The organism is Sphingobium nicotianae (assembly GCF_018603885.1).
GTDB lineage: Bacteria > Pseudomonadota > Alphaproteobacteria > Sphingomonadales > Sphingomonadaceae > Sphingobium > Sphingobium nicotianae.
The window spans coordinates 163,344-180,111 of sequence record NZ_JAHGAW010000009.1; the positions used below are offsets into that span (position 1 = coordinate 163,344).

Consider the following 16,768-nt stretch of genomic DNA (forward strand, 5'->3'; position numbering starts at 1 on the left):
AGGGGTTGGGGTGGGGCTGGACCGGTCCGCGTGATCGCTGTGCGAGCGATGCTGACGCATCGCCACCACCCAACCCCTCCTCTGAAGAGGAGGGGGCATTACTGGGTCAGTCGTCCCGCTCCCTTGCGAACTCGCCTCTGATCCAGTCGCGGAACTGCTTGATGCGGGGCAGATTGCGATTGGCGTGGGGGTAGGCAACCCAGTAGTTCATGATTTCGGTGACATTGGACGGAACCGGCTCGACCAGCAGGCCCGCTTCGATTTCGCGGCGCCAGAACCAGGGGGTGAGGATGGCGAAGCCTTGCCCGGCCATGGCGGCGCGGCCTTCCAGCACCTGCGAGTCCAGGGCGAGGGCGGGCGGGCCTTCGCCGGCCTCGGTGGCGATGCCCATCGCCTTGAACCAGGCCTCCCACCAGGCGTCGTTGGGCGAGAGGCGGGGCAGGGCGAGGAGATCGGCGGCGGTCTCGATCGGGCTGTGGCGGGCAAGGAAATCGGGGCTGCAGAGCGGCGCGACGCGATTGCGGATCAGGAGCTCCGCATCGCTGCCGGGCCATGAGCCGCCGCCCCCGCGAATGGCGACGTCGATCTGATCCCGCGCGAAATCGACGAGCTGGTCGGAGGTGTGGATGCGCACGGCGAGATCCGGCTGGAGCATCTGGAACTGGCCGATGCGCGGCGCCAGCCAGAGATGGGCGAAGCTCTGCGTGCAGCTGATGGTGAGTACCGACGCGGTGTCGGCGCGCAGATTGGCGAAGCCGGTCCGCATCTCATCAAAGGCACGGATGATGACCGGGGCGAGCGCCTGGCCTTGCGACGTCAACTCGACCCGGCGGCCGGTGCGGTGGAACAGGGGAACGCCGAGCCGCTCCTCCAGTGTCTTGATCTGATAGCTGACGGCAGCCTGGCTCATGCCGAGCGCCTGCGCCGCCTCGGTGAAGTTGAGCAGCCGGGCCGCCGCCTCGAAGGCGCGGACGGCGGCAAGCGGGGGAAGGAGCCCGGTCATATGACAAGCATAAGCTCAGCTTATTCGAATTGTCGAGGCTTTGTTGGTCCGACGGAGCGTCGAGCAATAGATAGGCAGGCATCGCCAGAATCCAGTGAAAAGGAGTCTTTGGTCATGTCGCTCTTTTCAGAACTCGCTCATCTGCTGCCCGCCAGGAGCCTTGCCCGAGCCAACGCACGACTGCGCGGGGCGCTGGCCGATCCGTTCGAGGTGCTGCACCGTTATTATTTCGATGCGCCGTGGCTCGAGAGCAAGCTGCGGGCGGATTGCCGGGATTGAGGTTTCTCCCCCGCGGCGCCGTCTCAGCAATGAAGGCCGGCATTTTCCTGCGATCTCCTCCCTTGTTCGGTCGCGGCAGATCCCGGCCTTCGCCTTGTCGCACGAGCGCCTGAATCCTTTCCTCGCCCCCTCCGCGCAAATGCGACAAAAGTCCCTGCCGGATTGATCATTGACGGTGTCGGCGGTTGCGGCGAGGTTGGCAAAGTCAACGACCGGCATGCGTGCAGTCGCCGGTCTTGCAGGGGAGGATATCATGATGTCACGGATGCGGTCCGCGCTGCTGGCGGGCCTTTGCCTCGCAGCCGCGCCATTCGCGCTGGCGGCGCCGGCCCGGTCGGCGGGCAATCCCACCGACAAGGTGCTCGATGTCGATTGCGACCGCGCCTGCCTTCAGGCGGCGTTGGAAAATGTGCTGGCAGCCATTGCCGCCAAGGACATCACCAACCTGCCGCTCGGCAATGATGTGCGCTCGACGCAGAATGGCGTGGAAATCCGCCTCGACGACGGCATCTGGCAGACCGTGTCGGCGATCGGCAAGTATCGCCTGTTCGCGATCGATCCGGTCTCGGGCCAGGCTGGCGTCTATACGACGATGACCCAGGGCGCCAAGCAACTGCTCGTCGCGGTGCGCATCGGCACCTGGGAGCAGAAGATCCACGAGATCGAGTTCGTCATCGCGGCAGGCGCGGGCGGCCCGGGCGGATCGTCGCCGGGCGACGGTGTCGAGAAGCAGGGCAGGCCACGTCCGCAATTCCTGCGCACCGTGCCGGCCAAAGAGCGGATGAGCCGCGCCGACCTGATCCGCACCGCCAACAGCTATTTCTCCACGCTGGCGGGCAGCACCGGCAAGTATATCGCGCCGTTCGCGCCCACCTGCCACCGGCTCGAGAACGGCTTCGCGACGACCAACAACAAGAGCAATGTCCGGCTCGGCGAGGCCAATCGCAATGGCCCCAACATGATCGCGATGGGCTGCGAGGAGCAGTGGAAGACGGGCTTCTTCCGCTTCGTCACCGGCATTCGCGACCGGCGCTTCCCGATCGTCGACGAGGAGCGCGGCATCGTCATGGCGTTCGGCTTCTTCGATCATTCGGGCACGATCCGGGAGATGAAGCTGGGCACTGGCGAGACCATCGAGGCGACGCTCAAAAATCCGGCGACCTGGCTGATTTCCGAGGCGTTCCAGATCAACAAGGGCAAGCTCGACCAGATCGAGGCGGTGCTGGAAGCCGTGCCCTACAAGATGCGCAACGCGGTGTGGACCGAGGGCGATCATATTCCGTGAAAAGGGCCGGACAATCTGGTGGACAGGGTCAACTGAGGCGTTAGGTTTCAGACCAAATAAAATTGTCGCCCTGGCGCGAGCCGGGGTCGCCCGCCGGAGATCCCAGTTTGCGCTGGGATGACGAACAAGGGGAGAGCCTGTTTGCTGGACGCATGGATAAAACCGAAGATCGACTGGCTGAACGCTCAGCCGTTCCAGCAGACGATCCGCTATACCGAGTGGGTCGTGCCGACGATGCAGACGATCCATATCATCGCCGTCGCCTTCGTCATGACGGCGGCACTGATCGTGGCGCTGCGCGGCATCGAGCTGGTCGGCACGGAGTGGAGCGTGGCGCGCTGGTATCAGCGCTTTCATGCGAGCACGATCGCGGCGCTCTGGGTGCTGCTCGGCACCGGCACCATCCTGACCCTGGCCGAGCCGGAGCGCGAACTGCTCAACTGGGTCTTCCGCACCAAGATGGTGATGGTGGTGATCACGCTCGTCCTCGCCCATCTGCTCGGACGCAGGTTGCGAACGCTGCAGCCGGGGCAAAAGGCGCCGGGCGGCGTGCGGCTCTTCGCCGTCATCATACTCTTGTGCTGGATCGGCATCGCGTGCTGCGGTCGCTGGATCGCCTACGCGGGTTGAGGGGGACAGAAAGATGATCGATACCATCCTCGACGCGATCGCGGCTCTGCCGATCGGCCAATATATCGCCGAAGATCCGGTGGCCTTTCCGTGGACCGAGACCGCACACGTCATCTGCCTGGTGATCGTGTTCGGATCGATCCTGCTGATCGACCTGCGGCTCATGGGACTGGCCTCGCGCGATTATTCGGTGAATGCGCTCACCCGCACGATCCTGCCGGTCACGTGGGTCGCCTTCCTCGGCGCGGCGATCACCGGGGCCTTGCTTTTTTCGTCCAACCCGCATGGCTATTGGGGCAATTTCTACTTCAAGGCGAAGATGTGCCTGCTGCTGGCGGCAGGGGTCAACATGCTGGTCTTCCACTTCGTGACCCAGCGGCGCGCGCCGATGGATCAGCCGGGCGTCTTGCCGGGCGGCGCGCGGCTTGCCGGCTTCATTTCGGCCGTCATATGGATCGCAGTGATTGCGTGCGGGCGTTGGATAGGCTTTACAATGTCGCCATTCTGAAGAGGCTATGTGAGGAGCGGACGCTGGCGGAGCTGATCGACGAGAAAGTGGCGGGCGGGACGCGGGCACCGATGCACGAACGGCTCGTCGGTGCGCGCCTGTTCGGACTCATCCGGCTGGTCCGCGAGAGCGGCGTCCATGCCTATGAACGCGAGATCGGCTACAAGGAAATCCAGCGCCAGCTCATCATCATGATCGGTGTGACCGGGGGCCTGAGCTCGCACGAGATCGTTTCCCTCACCGGTCACGAAAAGGCGCAGGTCAGCCGCGCGATCAAGCCGCTGGAGGAAGCCGGCCTGATCGAGCGCGAGCGGCTGCGCGCCAAGCTGACCCTGCTGCCCCCGGGAAAGAAGATCTTCGACCGGATCATGACGATCAGCCGGGCGCGCGATGCCGCCCTGACAGCCGGCATCGAGGCGGACGATCTCAAGCGCTTCATCGCGATGACCGAGGAGCTGACCAGGCATGCAGCGACCCTCTATGCCGAGGAACGGCGCTTGAGCGCCGAAGCCGGCGTGATCGGGGCCTGCTCAGCCGCGGCAGGACCGCCGGCCTGGCCGACCGGGCCGGACGGTCGCAAGCCGACGCCGCTGCTGACGCCCAAGCTGATCAGCCTGATCGCCTACCTCAAGCGCAGCGCCATGCTCGCCTATCAGCGCAGCCACGGCCTCTCGCATTTCCAGTGGCAAGTGCTCGCGATCATCGGCGAGACGCCGCCGGTGCCGCTTGCACGACTGATCGTCATGATGGGCCGCGACAAGAGCCAGGTCGGCCGCACCGTCGCGCATCTCGAGCAGGCTGGTCTCATCGAGCGCACCCGGCCGACCCGCCGGCGCGACATCATGCTGGAGCCGACGGCGAAGGGGGCGGATTTCTTCCAGTCGCTCTACGATCTCGCCATGCGGCGCGAGGATGCGCTGTGGAGCGGGCACGACGCCGCTGGCCGGGCCTTCTACATCGCGACGATCGACCGGCTCACCGTCAACGCGCGGGATATGCTGGAGAAGGAAGAGGCGGCTTAATTCCTGTTCCTCCCAAGCTTACTTGGGGAGGGGGACCGCGCAGCGGTGGAGGGGAGTCGCCGACAGGCGACAGGCCGCGCCATTTCCCCTCCACCAGCTTCGCTGGTCCCCCTCCCCATGTTCCATGGGGAGGAATGAGGGTGTCAACTCCCCGGCTGGTCCGGACGTGTGCCGGGGCTTTCGAGCTGCTTCTTCACCTGCCCGTTGGGAAGCTTGATCGTCACGTTGAAGCCGCCTTTGCGGCCGTCCTTCAGCGCGTAGTAAGTGAGGTCGATCTTGTCGCCGGGCTTGAGCGTATGCTTGGTCCAGCCGATGCGGCCGAGATGATTGGGGCTCATCCCCTCGAAGGCCCAATGCTCGGGGCCGGCTTTTCCGTTGATTGTCACGTAGAGAAATGTGTGCGGATTGGTCCAGTCCCAGCGCTCGACGGTGGCGCCGGTCATGGGGATTTCCTTGCCCCAGTTGAACATCGCGGTCGAGTGATGCGCCGGCGAAGGAATGGCGGTGAGCGCGAGGCCGCTCGACATCAGCACGGCAAGGCCGAGGCGCAGGGCGCTTTTTGTCGTCTGGGCCATCATTCCCTCCTGAAAAGTCTGCCGCGCCGAGTCAGCCCGGCGCCTATTGGCTCCTCCCTTGCCACGAGCGAGCCGACGTTGACAAGATCAACGGTCATGCAAAACCAGCGGGAAAACATGCCTGGGCGACATGGCTCAAATGGCGCGTCGGTGCCACGCGACATAGCGCTTGACTTGGAGTTGCGCGAATCCACTATGGCGGCCAGCAAGCGCGACCGGAGATGTCCGGCGACAGGCTGACCGGGAGGATGAGCGCATGAGGCGATCAATGAAATGGGCGATGATCCTGGCCGCGAGCGGCCTGCCGATGACGGCGGGTCTGGTCGCGCCCGCGCTGGCGCAGGACATGCCGGCGGTGAAGCCCGCCACGCCCGCCGACTGGGCCGCGATCGCCAAGCTGCCCGACTGGAGCGGCATCTGGCAGCCCGACTGGGGCGGCCTGTTCGGCAAGCCGACGCTCGCGCCGCCGGTGCTGACGCCCGAGGCGAAGAAGGTGCAGGACGCGTTCAACGCCAAGAAGGCGCAGGGCGAGAATCTGCAGCACGAGCAGGCCAACTGCATTCCGCCCGGCATGCCCGGCATCATGCGCCAGCCCTATCCGATCGAGTTTCTGTTCACGCCCGGCCGCGTGACCCTGGCGCACGAGACATACAGCCAGGTGCGGCGCATCTACACCGACGGGCGCAAGCAGCCCGAGGACCCCGATCCCGCCTTCAACGGCTGGTCGATCGGGCATTGGGAAGGCGATACGCTGGTGGTCGAGACGATCGGCCTCGATCCCTCGACCTATGTCATGGAAGGCATCCACCCGACCGAGAACACGAAGATCGTCGAGCGCATCCACCTCACCCAGCCGGATGTGATCACGATCGAGACCGCGATTACCGATCCGGCGCTGTTCGTGGGCACCTACAATCTCAAGAACAATTATATGCGCAAGCGGGACTGGATCATCCGTGAATATGTTTGCGAGCAGAACAACCGCGACAAGGCTGACGAGTTCGGCCGGCCCTCGCTGAACATCGACCAATAAGGCCGGGAACCAAGCGCTTCTCCTGCCATTTCTCTACCGACAGGGTTGTCGGGTGGAGTGGGCTTGGATGACTCGAGTCGTGGTGGTGACAGGTGCCGAGTCCGGGCTTGGCGCGGCCTGTGCGGAGGCGTTCGGGGCGCAATGTGATCGGGTGGCTCTGCTCTACCATGCGGACGCTGCTGCCGCCGAGGCGAGAGCAGCCCTAGCGCGCGCGGCCGGCGGCGAGGCTCTCACCATCCAGTGCAGCATCGATGAAGAGGCGTCAGTCGACGCGGCCTTCGATGCTGTCGAGGCACGATGGGGGTATGCCGATGTTCTGGTCAATTCGGCGGGACTCAACATGAGCGGTGTGCCTGTGCGCGACATGTCGCTGTCACAATGGCGGCGCCTGCTCGACACCGATCTCACCGGTGCGTTCCTCACCTCGCGCCGTTTTCTGCGCGGGCGGGGCCGGGTGACGGAGCCGGCGCCCGCTTCGATCGTCCATATCTCGTCCATCCACGCTTATGCGGTGCGCGCGGGCGGGGCGGATTATTGCGCGGCCAAGGGCGGGCTCACCAATCTGGTCGAGACGCTGGCGATCGAAGAGGCGAGGCGTGGCATCCGCGTGAACGCGATCGAGCCGGGCATGATCCTGACGCCGATGAATGGGCGGGCGATTACCGACCCGGCCTATCTCGCGCGGCTGGAGCACCATATTCCGCTGGGCCGCGCGGGCGAGCCGGCGGAGGTGGCGGACCTGGCGGTGTTCCTCGCCTCGGACAAGGCGCGCTACATCACGGGCGCGCGGCTGGTGATCGATGGCGGCCTGTCGCTCATGCAGGCGCTCGGCGCATGAGCGCGGCGCCGGACCACGGCGCGCCGGCCGATCCGCACGTCAAGGACGGGGTGGACGATCAGGCGAGCACGGTCGACTTCAATGTCGAGGCGATCGAGAATGTGCTCATCGAGGGTCCGCCCGCGCTGATGGCGCGCGATCTGATGAGCCCTTTCGTCTGGCAGGAGAAGGATGGCCGCTTCGGCATCATGCTGCGCGCCGTGACCAAGATGGGCGAGGCGATGACCGACACGGGCGTCATCTGGGCGGGCTGGAGCGCCGATGGCCGGCACTTCTCGATGCACGATACCCCGGCGATCGTGCCGGGACCGGACGCGCATGACGCCGGCGGGGTCGAGGATCCCACCGTGGTGCGCCTCAGCGACGGCAGCTATGTCGTCTATTATACCGGCGTGCTCGCCGACATGGCTCGTGGCGAACTGTCCTATGCGACCGGCCCGTCGCTGGATCGGCTGACCAAGGCCGGCGTGGCGCTCGCCTCCTCCAAATCGGAAGGCAACACCAAGGAAGCCACGGTCGAGCAGACGGCGGACGGTCAGTGGCGGCTCTTCTACGAATATGCGGCGGACAATGCCTCGCGCATCGGCCTCGCCATCGCTCCCGGCGTCGCGGGTCCCTGGACCGAGCAGGCGACCCCGTTCATGCCGCGCGAACATAGCTGGGACAACTGGCACCTCTCGACCGGGCCGCTGCTGACCCACAATCCGGACATGCCGGTGATGTTCTACAATGGCGCGACGCGCGACGCGCGCTGGCGCATCGGCTGGGTGGCGTTCGACCGCGATTGCCGCCATGTCGTCGATCGCGGGATCGAGCCGCTGATCACGCCGCCGCCGGTGGATGACAGGACCGCGACCGACATTGCCTTCGCCGGGTCGGTGGTGGTCGTGACAGGTCGGATCTGGCTCTATTATTCGCTGGAGGACCGCCGTCTGGCGCGGGCGACGATCCGGCGGAGCTGAGAAAAAACTCCCGATCGGGGACGTGCTCCTGCAAGCGCGGAAGCAGGTCGTTTCAGGCCGTTGCGAGACCCCGCCGTGCCAGCACCGCCGGGTTGGTCTCGCGCAGCCCGATCGCCACCAGCCCGCAGGCGAGCGACATGCCGGCCTGGATGGCCAGCGGCAGATAGAGGCTGCTCTGGTCCGCGATCCAGCCCGACAGGATCGGCGCGAACACGCCGCCGAAAATCTCGCCGATCGCCACGACGATGCCCATGGCCGCCGCCGTGTTGCGGAAGGCGAGGGTCTCCGCCGGGATCACGCCCATGAACAAGGGGAAGATGCCGATGCCGATCCAGCTCACGAACATGAGCGCCGTCATCGCCACGATCGAGCCGGTGACGTACATGGCGGCGAGCGGGCAAAGCGTCATCAGAAGGCCGAACAGGATCATCGGCGTGCGGCGGCCGATCCGATCCGACAGCCAGGTGACGACCACGCCGCCGATGGCCGGGCAGAGACCAAGGATCGCCATGATATTGGCCATGGTCTCGGGCTTGTAGCCGCGCACCTGCGTCAGGAAGAGCGGCAGGAAGATCGAGCCGAGCACGATCGAGCCGACGCCGAGGCAGGAGATGATCGCGCATAGGACGATATTGCGGTGGGCGAGCATGGCGAAGAAGCCGTCCGTACTCTTTTCGCCAGGCGCGGGCGGGGCGAGATCCGTGGGGGCGGCCGGCGGCTCGTCGATATACTTCCAGATCACCAGCAGCAGGATCAGGCCCGGAATGCCGGCCGTGAAGAAGCTCGCCCGCCAACCATACTGGACGGCAATGGCGACGACGAGCAACGGCGCCAGCGCATTGCCGAGCAGCGAGCCGAAGCCGTTCTGGACGATGCCACTGTTGAGCCCGCGCCGTTGCGGGGCCGAGGCGGCGGCGATGATGGCGAGACAGATGGGCAGGAACGGCCCCTCTGCCGCACCCATGATCACGCGGCTGGCGAGCAATGTCCAGAAATTGGCGGAGAGGCCGGACAGCACCGAGGACAGCGAGAAGATGAGCAGGGCGGCAAGCAGAAACGGCTTGCGCTTGCCGATGCTGTCCGACCAGCGACCGATGAAATAGGCGCCCAGCGCCCAGGTGAGCGACAGGCCCGATCCCAGCGCGCCGACCTGTGTGTTGTTGAGGCCCAGATCCTTGACCACGAACGGCGAGAGAAACGCCATGGTCATGCGGTCATAGAAGGCGAAGCCATAGGCAAGGCCGAGCAGCAGGACGACGCGCAGCTCGTAACCGGTCTTCCGTTGGCTCGCCATCGGCGCTTCCCCTCCGCTTTGCTTTTGGGGCGAGCATAAGCAACGCGCGGATTGGCGCAAGCGGGGCTTGCGGTGGGTGGGGAGCGGGTTAAACCACAAGCCAATATTTCTTGCAGTCATCCCAGTGGAAGCTGAGATCTCGGGCCGGAAAAGATCCCAGCTTGCGCTGGGATGACGACATCGGGGAGGATGCGCATGCCTGTCGCAAAATTATCGTTTTTCAAGGTGATCGTGCGCGATCTTGAGAAAGCGAAGCGCTTCTACGAGCGCAGCCTGAGCTTCGTGCAGGAGGATTTTTTCGACACGCCGGATTTTCTGGAAGCGGTGATGCGGCAGCCGGGCACGGACTTCGCCATGATGCTGCTCGCCTACAAGGATGGCCGCGACATCAGCGCCGCGATCCGGCACGGGCCAACCGGTTTCTTCACCGACGACATCGAGGCAGCGCATACGAGGCTGGTCGCGGAAGGGGCAATCGCCAAGAGCGGGATCATCGTGGTTGGCGCGGGGATCAGGATCGCGCTGCTCGACGATCCCGAAGGTCATGAGATCGAGCTGTGCCAGATGCCGTGAGGGCGATGAGAGCAATTCCGTCCATTTCGAGCTGAGGTTCGGGCTTGTCGAGCGCCAGAGTCGAGAAAGGCCGTGTGGCGCCGCGTTCTCGACAACCGTCTCGACTTCGCTCGACGGCCGCTCGAACCGAACGGAGAGTGCGGGCGCTTCATCGGCGCGCCTTATAGCGCCTCGATCGACGCCTCTTCCTGTGCCAGATAGAGCCCGAACGGGTCGAGGCAGGTCGCGCCCAGAGCAGCTTCGAACTCGCTCTGCGAGGATCGCGCCGACAGCCGTTCCTCGTTCGCGTCGCTGAGGTTCGAGCGAAAGATGCCCGCTGCGCTCACCGGCAGGAAATCCTCGTAGGTGATCGGCGTGGCGGTCAGCAGGCCGGCATCGACCAGCTCGTCGGGCGAACCGGACGGGAGCGGCTTTCCTTCGCGCGAGGCGTCGCGCGCATAGTGGAAATAGGCCAGTCCTTCGGTGCGCAGGATCGCCGGATCGTCCGGGAAGCGGGCGAACGCGGCGGCGAGGCGCGCCGGATAGTCGCCGGCGTCGGCGCGGGCGGCCTCCACCTCGGCAAGGATCGCATCGTAAAGGTCGTGGCCGCGCGGGGTGAGGGCGATGCCGCGCTGCTCGATCTCGCCGAACCGGGCGGTGTGGGCGCCGGCCGATGCGCCGTCGCCGTCCCGGAACCGGATCGGCTCCTCGAGCGCCTGAAAGCTGGTCTGGCGCAGCAGGATCGGCGCGGCGCGGCGCGGCGGTCCCTCGATCACGGACTTGGCCCTGATGCCGCGCGCGATCATCTCGGCCTGGGCGGCGTCGATGTCGAGCGTACGCGGGGTCAGATGGTTGATGTGGGGGCCCCGGAAGCAGACGATGTCGGCGACAAGGCGATGCGCGGCGTTGAAGGCGTCATAGGTCGCATGATCGACCAGCGCGTCGCCGTGCCAGCGGAACGTCTCCAGCGCCTGCAGGACGAAACTTTCCGCATCTTCTGAGGAAAGGCCGCCATACTGCTCGAATTTCTCGATAAAGTGGAGAGCGCCATCGGTGACGATCTGGCGTCCGGCGAGGATGATCCTCGCCTTTTCGCGCAGATCGGCATCCGCAATCAGATCGATGCGGAGCAGGGAGCAGAAGATGCGGAAGGCGCAGCGGGAGAGGGCATCATTGTCGATCGGGCGGAAAGCCGTGGAGTGAACAGGGAGGCCGGCGGCGGCGAGGTCATAATAGCCGACCGGATGCAGGCCCATGACCGCGAACAGGCGGCGCACGAGGCTAAGCTCGGCGGGCGTCCCGACACGGATGGCGCCGTGGCGCTCGGCATTGAGGCGGCCGAGCTCGCCCCTCGCCGCCAGCGACGCGCGCAGGGCCGGGTCGGCGTCGAGCGCACGGGCATTGGTCGTCGCGACGATGTCCAGCAGGTCCCCATAGAGCGGCACTTCCGCGCGATACATGGCGGACATGGCGTCTGAGAATACGAGGCGGATCTCGTCAGGGGGGATGAAATTGGTCATGGGGTGAGGGTCTCCAGATAGTCCCCGAGCGCGGTCGTCGCTGCCCAGAGCGCTTCCCAGGTCTGCGGCAGCGCGATGTCCGACGGGGCGATGCGCTCCGGCCACCAGCGCCCGATCAGCGCCTCCAGCGCGTCGGCGCCGCGCGTGTCGAGCAGGTGGGCCGAATTGACGGCACGCTCGGCCTCCTCCGACAGCAGGACGCGCAGGCGCAGGCAGGCCGGGCCGCCGCCATTGTGCATGGATTCGCGCACGTCGATGAAATGGGCGGCGTGGATCGGGCCATTGGCGCCGACATTGCGGTCGAGCCAGGCCCTGGTCGCGGGCGTCTCGGCAGCTTCCACCGGCAGGATCAGCGCGCGACTACCGTCGGGCAGGGTGACGAGCTGCGAGTTGAACAGATAGGAGGCGCAGGCATCGGCGAGCGACACCTCGCTGGCCGGCACTTCGAGGATGATCAGGTCGGCGCAGCGCTCCTCCAGTGCGGCATAGAGCGCGGCCTTGTCGGCAAAGGCCTGTTCATGGGCGAGCAGGATATTCTCATGCGCGACGGCGACCACGTCGTTGTGAAAGGCGCCGGCCGCGATGGCCTCGGGCGACTGCTGGATGACGAGACTGTCCTCGATGCCATGCGTGCGGAAGATGGCGCGGCAGGCCTCGGGCGTCTGGCGGGCGGGAAAGGGGCCGCCACCCTGGCCATAGACCATGATCTCGGTGCCCTGCTCCTCGATCGGCGAGGCGATGCGCATGAAATTGGCCGCGCCCTCGTCGCCGAAGCGGCCCGGCACCGGCTCGTGGACCGCGAAATAGCGCGGATCGGGGAAGATGCGGCGCAGCTGCGCCAGCGTCTCGGGCCATTCGTGGCTGCGATGCGCCATGGTCGAGAGATTGGCGGGAGTGAAATGGATGCGCCCGTCGGCCGTGTCCGGCGCGGGCGAGACGGTCGCGGCGTTGGCCGCCCACATCGCCGAGGCGCTGATCGCGCCGGCGAAGAGGGTGGGCTCTTCGGCCCATGCTTTCGCGCAGACCTGCGCCGGGGTGCCGTCGAAGCCGAAATGCCGCAGCCAGCCGAGGTTGGGGCGGACATGCGGCGCGAAGAAGCCCTGGCCCATGCCGAGCGAGAGCATCAGGCGCATCTTGGCGAGGCCCTGCAACGCGGCCCTGCGGGGCCAGGCGGTCTCGCCCGCGTGGAGGGTGGCGGCGAGATTGCCGACGCTCAGGCCAGCGAAATTGTGGCTCGGGCCGATAAGGCCGTCGAAATTGATCTCGCGGAAGGCCGTCATTCCCCCCTCCCGCTTGCGGGAGGGGTCGGGGGTGGGCTTGCGACGGTGAGGTTGCGCGGGGTCGGATAGGCCGATTGCCCACCCCTAACCCCTCCCGCAAGCGGGAGGGGGACAAGGTTGTTCGACGCTGTCACGCCCGCACCCCCACGCCGAGCGCGCCCTCGATGACGGGCGCTTCCATCCCCGCCACCGGGAAGGCGCAGTAATCGGCCGCATAATAAGCGCTCGGGCGGTGGTTGCCGCTGTCGCCGAGGCCGCCGAAGGGGAGAGCGGAGCTGGCGCCGTTGGTCGGGCGGTTCCAGTTGATGACCCCGGCGCGGGTGCGCTGGCGGAACCGGTCGAACTGGTCGCGCGTGCCGCCGAGCATGGCGGCGGAGAGGCCGAAGCGGGTGGCGTTGGCGCGGGCGATGGCGACATCGAAGTCGCTTTCACGCCAGATCTGCAGGACGGGGCCGAAAATCTCCTCATCCGGCGCATTCTCGAGTCCGCTCATGTCGATGAGAGCCGGGCTGAGGAAGGGCAGGGCGGGATCGCGGCGGACGAGCGGGCGGATCGCCCCGCCGCCCAGCGCCAGCAGCGCGGCGACCTGGGCCTGCACCTTGTCGGCCGCGCGATTGTCGACCACGGGGCCCATGAAGGGCTGCGGCTGGTCGAAGGGGGCGCCGACGATCAGCGTGTCGATCGTCTCCGCGATGCGTGCGAGGAGCGTGTTGGCGAGGCGGTCCTGCACGATCAGGCGCCGCGCGCAGGTGCAGCGCTGGCCGGCGGAGAGAAACGCGGACTGGACGATGATCGCGGTGGCGGCATCGAGATCGCCATCGGCGAGATCCCAGACGAGCAGCGGATTATTGCCGCCCATCTCCAGCGCGAGGATGCGGCCCGGCGTCTCGGCGAACTGGCGGGCGAGCGCCTTGCCGGTGCCGGACGAGCCGGTGAAGAGCAGGCCATCGGTGCCGGCATGGCCCGCCAGCGCCTTGCCGGTCTCGCCGTCGCCCTGGACGATCTCGAGGACGCCGTCGGGGAGGCCTGCCTCGCGCCACAGGGTGCCGGTCAGCTCGGCGGTGGCGGGGGCCAGCTCGCTGGGCTTGAAGACCACGGCGTTGCCGGCGAGCAGCGCCGGGACGATGTGCCCGTTGGGCAGATGCGCGGGGAAATTATAGGGGCCGAGCACGGCCAGCACGCCATGGGCGCGGTGGCGCAGCGCCTGGATCAGGCCATTGGTGTCGGTCAGATGCGCGCCGGTGCGCTCGGCCTGCGCCTTGATCGAGATGTCGACCTTGGCGGCGACGCTGGCGGCCTCGGTCTTCGTCTCCCAGAAAGGCTTGCCGGTCTCCTGCGAGATGATCCGCGCGACGTCGTCGGCGCGGGCTTTCACCCGGTCGGCATAGGCGCGCAGGATGGCGATGCGATCGTCGAGCGGCGTCGCTTCCCAGGCCGGTTGAGCGGCGCGGGCGCGCTGGACGGCGGCGTCAACAGCGGCTTCGTCCGCGATCGGGCCGCGCCAAAGTTCGATGCCGGTGCAGGGATTGGTGGAGATGAGGTCAGCCATGACAATTCAACCCCGGAACTCCCGCTCCGTTCGCTTCGAGCGAAGTCGAGAAGCGTTTGCGCGGCGCGGGGCGTGTCTCGACTTCGCTCGACACGAACGGAAAGTGCATGAGACCTTTCACGGCGTCGGCACGTAGAGCGCGAAGTCGCCTTCGCGCAGGCGGCCCAGCGCCATGCTGTCCGGCGCGAGATGGAGTGTCTCGCCTTCGTCTGCAATGCGACCATGCCCCTGCCAGGCGCGGAAATCGAGCAAGCGGCCGGTGGCGAGCAAAATCCGCGTGCGCGATCCTTCCGGCTGGTCGTCGATCTGGGTGATCGCGCTCATGCTGTCCTTGACGGCGCGCAAGTCCTCGACATTGGCTTGCAGGGTCGGCCCCGCGTCGAACAGGTCGACATAGCCATCATGACGAAAGCCCTCGGCCTCCAGCAGCTTCATGGCGGCCGCTCCGGCGACGTGCGGCTTGCCTATCGCGGCCTGCGCCTCGGGCGGCAGCAGGATGGTGTAGATCGGGTGCTTGGGCATGAGATCGGCGATGAACTGATTGCCGTTGAGCGCGTGGAAACGATCGGCCTCGGCGAATTCCAGATCGAAAAAGCGCCTGGTGAGGCCCTCCCAGAAGGGAGAGACGCCCTCCGGCTCCTGATAGCCGCGTAGCTCGGTCAGCACCTGCTCGCCGAACCGCTCGCGGTGCAGGGCCATGAACAGGTAGCGGCTGCGCGCGAGCAGGACGCCGAGGCCCGAGCGGCGCAGGTCCGGCATCAGGAACAGGCCGCCCACCTCGCTGGCGCCGGCGAAATCATTGACCAGATTGAGCACGTTGGTGGTGACGATCCGGTCGAGCTGGCGCGAATATTGGGAGAGGCGGGTGATCTTGTAGCTGTAGAAGGGCTTCTTGGTGCCGACGCTGGCGAAGATGAGCGCGGTGCCGGCGATGCGGCCGCTTTCCTTATTCTCCAGCACGAACATGTAGAGCTCGTCGTCCGGCTCGGTCAGATCCGCCTCGAAGCTGCGCTGGCTGCGCTCCAGACGCTGACGCAGCGCATCGCGGTCGTGCGGCAGGTTGGTGAAGCCCGGTCCGGTCTGGCCGGCCAGCTCATAAACCGCCTCGACATCCGCGGCGGTCGCTGGTCGGACGACCCAGGCTTCAGACATGCACACTCCCTTTCCGGCTCAGCACGGCGTCGAGCCGCCCCTCCGCTATGCGTAATATTGTTACGGCAGCAAGAGAGGATCTTTCGCTGAGCGAGTCAAGGAGGAGGAATTCGTCGCCGGTGTGGATGGCGCCGCCACGCACCCCCATGGTGTCGACGACCACGACATTCTCGGCCGCGATATTGTTGCCGTCGCAGACGCCGCCGGAGGGTTGCCAGTCGATGTGGAGGCCAAGATCGGCCCCGGTGTCGCGCACCAGCCCGAACAGCGCCTGATGCGGCGCGTCGAAGGGCTTGGGCGGGCGGGCGAAGTGGCCGCCGAGCCTGATCGACACCTCATGCGCGGCTTCGACCGCCGCGATCGCCGCCGCGATGCCATGCTCCGCGCGATGCTGGGCCTCCGGATCGAGTGGGCGCATGTTCCAGGAGAGCGCGGCCGTGTCGGGCACGATATTGTTCGCCCCGCCGCCCGAGACGCGCGCGACGTTGACGAGCAGGCCGGGAATGTCGCGCTTCAGCGCATCGAGCCGCAGTGCGAGATCGGCGGCGGCGACCACGGCGTTGCGGCCCTGCTCGGGCGCGCGGCCGGCATGGGCGCTGCGCCCGGCGATGGCGGCGATGAAATTGCCGCTGCCGCGCCGGGCCGAGGCGAGGGTGCCAGTGGGCGTCACAGAGGGCTCGAAGGTCATGCCGATCTGGCACTGGCGGGCGGTCTCGCGCAGCAGCGCGGCCGAGCCGAGCGAGGAGACCTCCTCGTCGGCATTGACCACCACGTCCCAGCCCAACCCGTCGATCGCGCCGGCCTCTTCCAGCGCGGCGAGCGCCTCGATCATCACCAGCAGGCCGCCCTTCATGTCCGCCGTGCCGGGACCGTTCAAGATGTTTTGGTCGAGCATGCGGCAGGTCTGGAACGCGTGATCGGCCGGGAAGACCGTGTCCATATGACCGGTCAGGATCATGCGGCGATTGGCGCCCGGGCGCTTGCGGGCGAGGAGATTGGCGCCGTGGGGAACGGGCATTTCGCTCCCCTTGTCACTCAACGTGGTGACAGCGTCGGGCGGGCGAGTCTCGATGCTGTCGGCGAGCGGCTTCAGGCGCCCCTCGATCAGCCTGCGCATCGTCTCCAGCCCGGCCAGGTTGCGACTGCCACTGTTGACCTGCGCCCACTCGACGACATCCGTCGCCATCGCTGCCTGTCGGCCCTTGAGACGATCGACGATGCGGGTTTCAGACGGGGTGAGTCCGGGCATCGACACGTCTTAGCGCAACTCGCGAGGGCGGGCCAGC

17 protein-coding genes are annotated in these 16,768 nt (G+C 66.6%); 9 read left to right on the top strand and 8 right to left on the bottom strand.

All coding sequences use genetic code 11. The features are described 5' to 3' along the window. Positions 1-106 precede the first annotated feature (106 nt). Entirely contained in the window at positions 107-1,003 is an 897-nt protein-coding gene (locus KK488_RS14660) for a LysR substrate-binding domain-containing protein (RefSeq protein WP_214624441.1), read from the bottom strand. A gap of 114 nt (positions 1,004-1,117) precedes the next feature. Here KK488_RS14660 and KK488_RS14665 point away from each other — a divergent pair, with 114 nt between their 5' ends. The 5 genes from KK488_RS14665 (at position 1,118) to KK488_RS14685 (ending at position 4,727) form a co-directional block, all read left to right on the top strand. After that, positions 1,118-1,282, top strand: coding sequence for a hypothetical protein (locus tag KK488_RS14665; protein ID WP_214624442.1), 165 nt, complete (start codon positions 1,118-1,120; stop codon positions 1,280-1,282). Between the two features lie 253 nt (positions 1,283-1,535). After that, positions 1,536-2,567 (top strand): DUF8021 domain-containing protein, encoded by a 1,032-nt coding sequence (locus KK488_RS14670; protein ID WP_214624443.1) that lies wholly within the window; start codon positions 1,536-1,538, stop codon positions 2,565-2,567. Between the two features lie 141 nt (positions 2,568-2,708). Then, positions 2,709-3,197 (top strand): DUF6644 family protein, encoded by a 489-nt coding sequence (locus KK488_RS14675; RefSeq protein WP_214624444.1) that lies wholly within the window; start codon positions 2,709-2,711, stop codon positions 3,195-3,197. A 13-nt stretch (positions 3,198-3,210) separates the two neighbouring features. Then, positions 3,211-3,705 (top strand): DUF6644 family protein, encoded by a 495-nt coding sequence (locus tag KK488_RS14680; protein ID WP_214624445.1) that lies wholly within the window; start codon positions 3,211-3,213, stop codon positions 3,703-3,705. Then, positions 3,648-4,727: a MarR family winged helix-turn-helix transcriptional regulator gene (locus KK488_RS14685; RefSeq protein ID WP_214624446.1), complete on the top strand. Its 1,080-nt coding sequence runs from the start codon at positions 3,648-3,650 to the stop codon at positions 4,725-4,727. The genes KK488_RS14680 and KK488_RS14685 overlap by 58 nt, the downstream gene beginning before the upstream one ends. A 143-nt stretch (positions 4,728-4,870) precedes the next feature. Here the strand turns inward: KK488_RS14685 and KK488_RS14690 are convergent, their stop codons facing one another. Beyond that, positions 4,871-5,302 (bottom strand): DUF6152 family protein, encoded by a 432-nt coding sequence (locus tag KK488_RS14690; protein ID WP_214624447.1) that lies wholly within the window; start codon positions 5,300-5,302, stop codon positions 4,871-4,873. Between the two features lie 256 nt (positions 5,303-5,558). On the opposite strand from KK488_RS14690, the gene KK488_RS14695 reads away from it, so the two are divergent. The 3 genes from KK488_RS14695 to KK488_RS14705 all read left to right on the top strand — a co-directional run bounded on the left by KK488_RS14695 (position 5,559) and on the right by KK488_RS14705 (position 8,135). Beyond that, positions 5,559-6,335 (top strand): hypothetical protein, encoded by a 777-nt coding sequence (locus KK488_RS14695; RefSeq protein ID WP_214624448.1) that lies wholly within the window; start codon positions 5,559-5,561, stop codon positions 6,333-6,335. 67 nt (positions 6,336-6,402) lie between these two features. After that, entirely contained in the window at positions 6,403-7,173 is a 771-nt protein-coding gene (locus KK488_RS14700) for an SDR family NAD(P)-dependent oxidoreductase (RefSeq protein ID WP_214624449.1), read from the top strand. Further along, positions 7,170-8,135, top strand: a complete 966-nt coding sequence (locus KK488_RS14705; protein WP_214624450.1) for a glycoside hydrolase family 130 protein — start codon at positions 7,170-7,172, stop codon at positions 8,133-8,135. The genes KK488_RS14700 and KK488_RS14705 overlap by 4 nt, the downstream gene beginning before the upstream one ends. Positions 8,136-8,187: 52 nt before the next feature. On the opposite strand, the gene KK488_RS14710 is transcribed toward KK488_RS14705, so the two are convergent. Further along, positions 8,188-9,429 carry an MFS transporter gene (locus KK488_RS14710; RefSeq protein WP_214624451.1) on the bottom strand — a complete coding sequence of 414 codons (1,242 nt, stop codon included), beginning with the start codon at positions 9,427-9,429 and terminating at the stop codon, positions 8,188-8,190. A 195-nt stretch (positions 9,430-9,624) separates the two neighbouring features. Here KK488_RS14710 and KK488_RS14715 point away from each other — a divergent pair, with 195 nt between their 5' ends. Next, on the top strand, positions 9,625-10,002 hold the full coding sequence (locus KK488_RS14715) for a VOC family protein (protein WP_214624452.1): 378 nt from the start codon (positions 9,625-9,627) through the stop codon (positions 10,000-10,002). 161 nt (positions 10,003-10,163) lie between these two features. Here KK488_RS14715 and hglS read toward each other — a convergent pair whose 3' ends face one another. From hglS to KK488_RS14740, 5 genes are all read right to left on the bottom strand, one after another. Continuing rightward, a complete protein-coding gene (gene hglS / locus KK488_RS14720; RefSeq protein ID WP_214624453.1) occupies positions 10,164-11,501 on the bottom strand; it encodes a 2-oxoadipate dioxygenase/decarboxylase HglS in 1,338 nt (445 codons plus the stop codon). Continuing rightward, the gene (locus tag KK488_RS14725; RefSeq protein WP_214624454.1) at positions 11,498-12,781 is read right to left on the bottom strand and encodes an N-succinylarginine dihydrolase; all 1,284 of its coding nucleotides are present in this window, start codon (positions 12,779-12,781) and stop codon (positions 11,498-11,500) included. The genes hglS and KK488_RS14725 overlap by 4 nt, the downstream gene beginning before the upstream one ends. Positions 12,782-12,911: 130 nt before the next feature. Further along, positions 12,912-14,330, bottom strand: coding sequence for a succinylglutamate-semialdehyde dehydrogenase (gene astD / locus KK488_RS14730; protein WP_214624455.1), 1,419 nt, complete (start codon positions 14,328-14,330; stop codon positions 12,912-12,914). Between the two features lie 117 nt (positions 14,331-14,447). Next, the gene (locus tag KK488_RS14735) at positions 14,448-15,482 is read right to left on the bottom strand and encodes an arginine N-succinyltransferase (RefSeq protein ID WP_214624456.1); all 1,035 of its coding nucleotides are present in this window, start codon (positions 15,480-15,482) and stop codon (positions 14,448-14,450) included. Continuing rightward, a complete protein-coding gene (locus KK488_RS14740) occupies positions 15,475-16,731 on the bottom strand; it encodes a hydrolase (protein WP_214624457.1) in 1,257 nt (418 codons plus the stop codon). The genes KK488_RS14735 and KK488_RS14740 overlap by 8 nt, the downstream gene beginning before the upstream one ends. Positions 16,732-16,768: the final 37 nt, after the last annotated feature.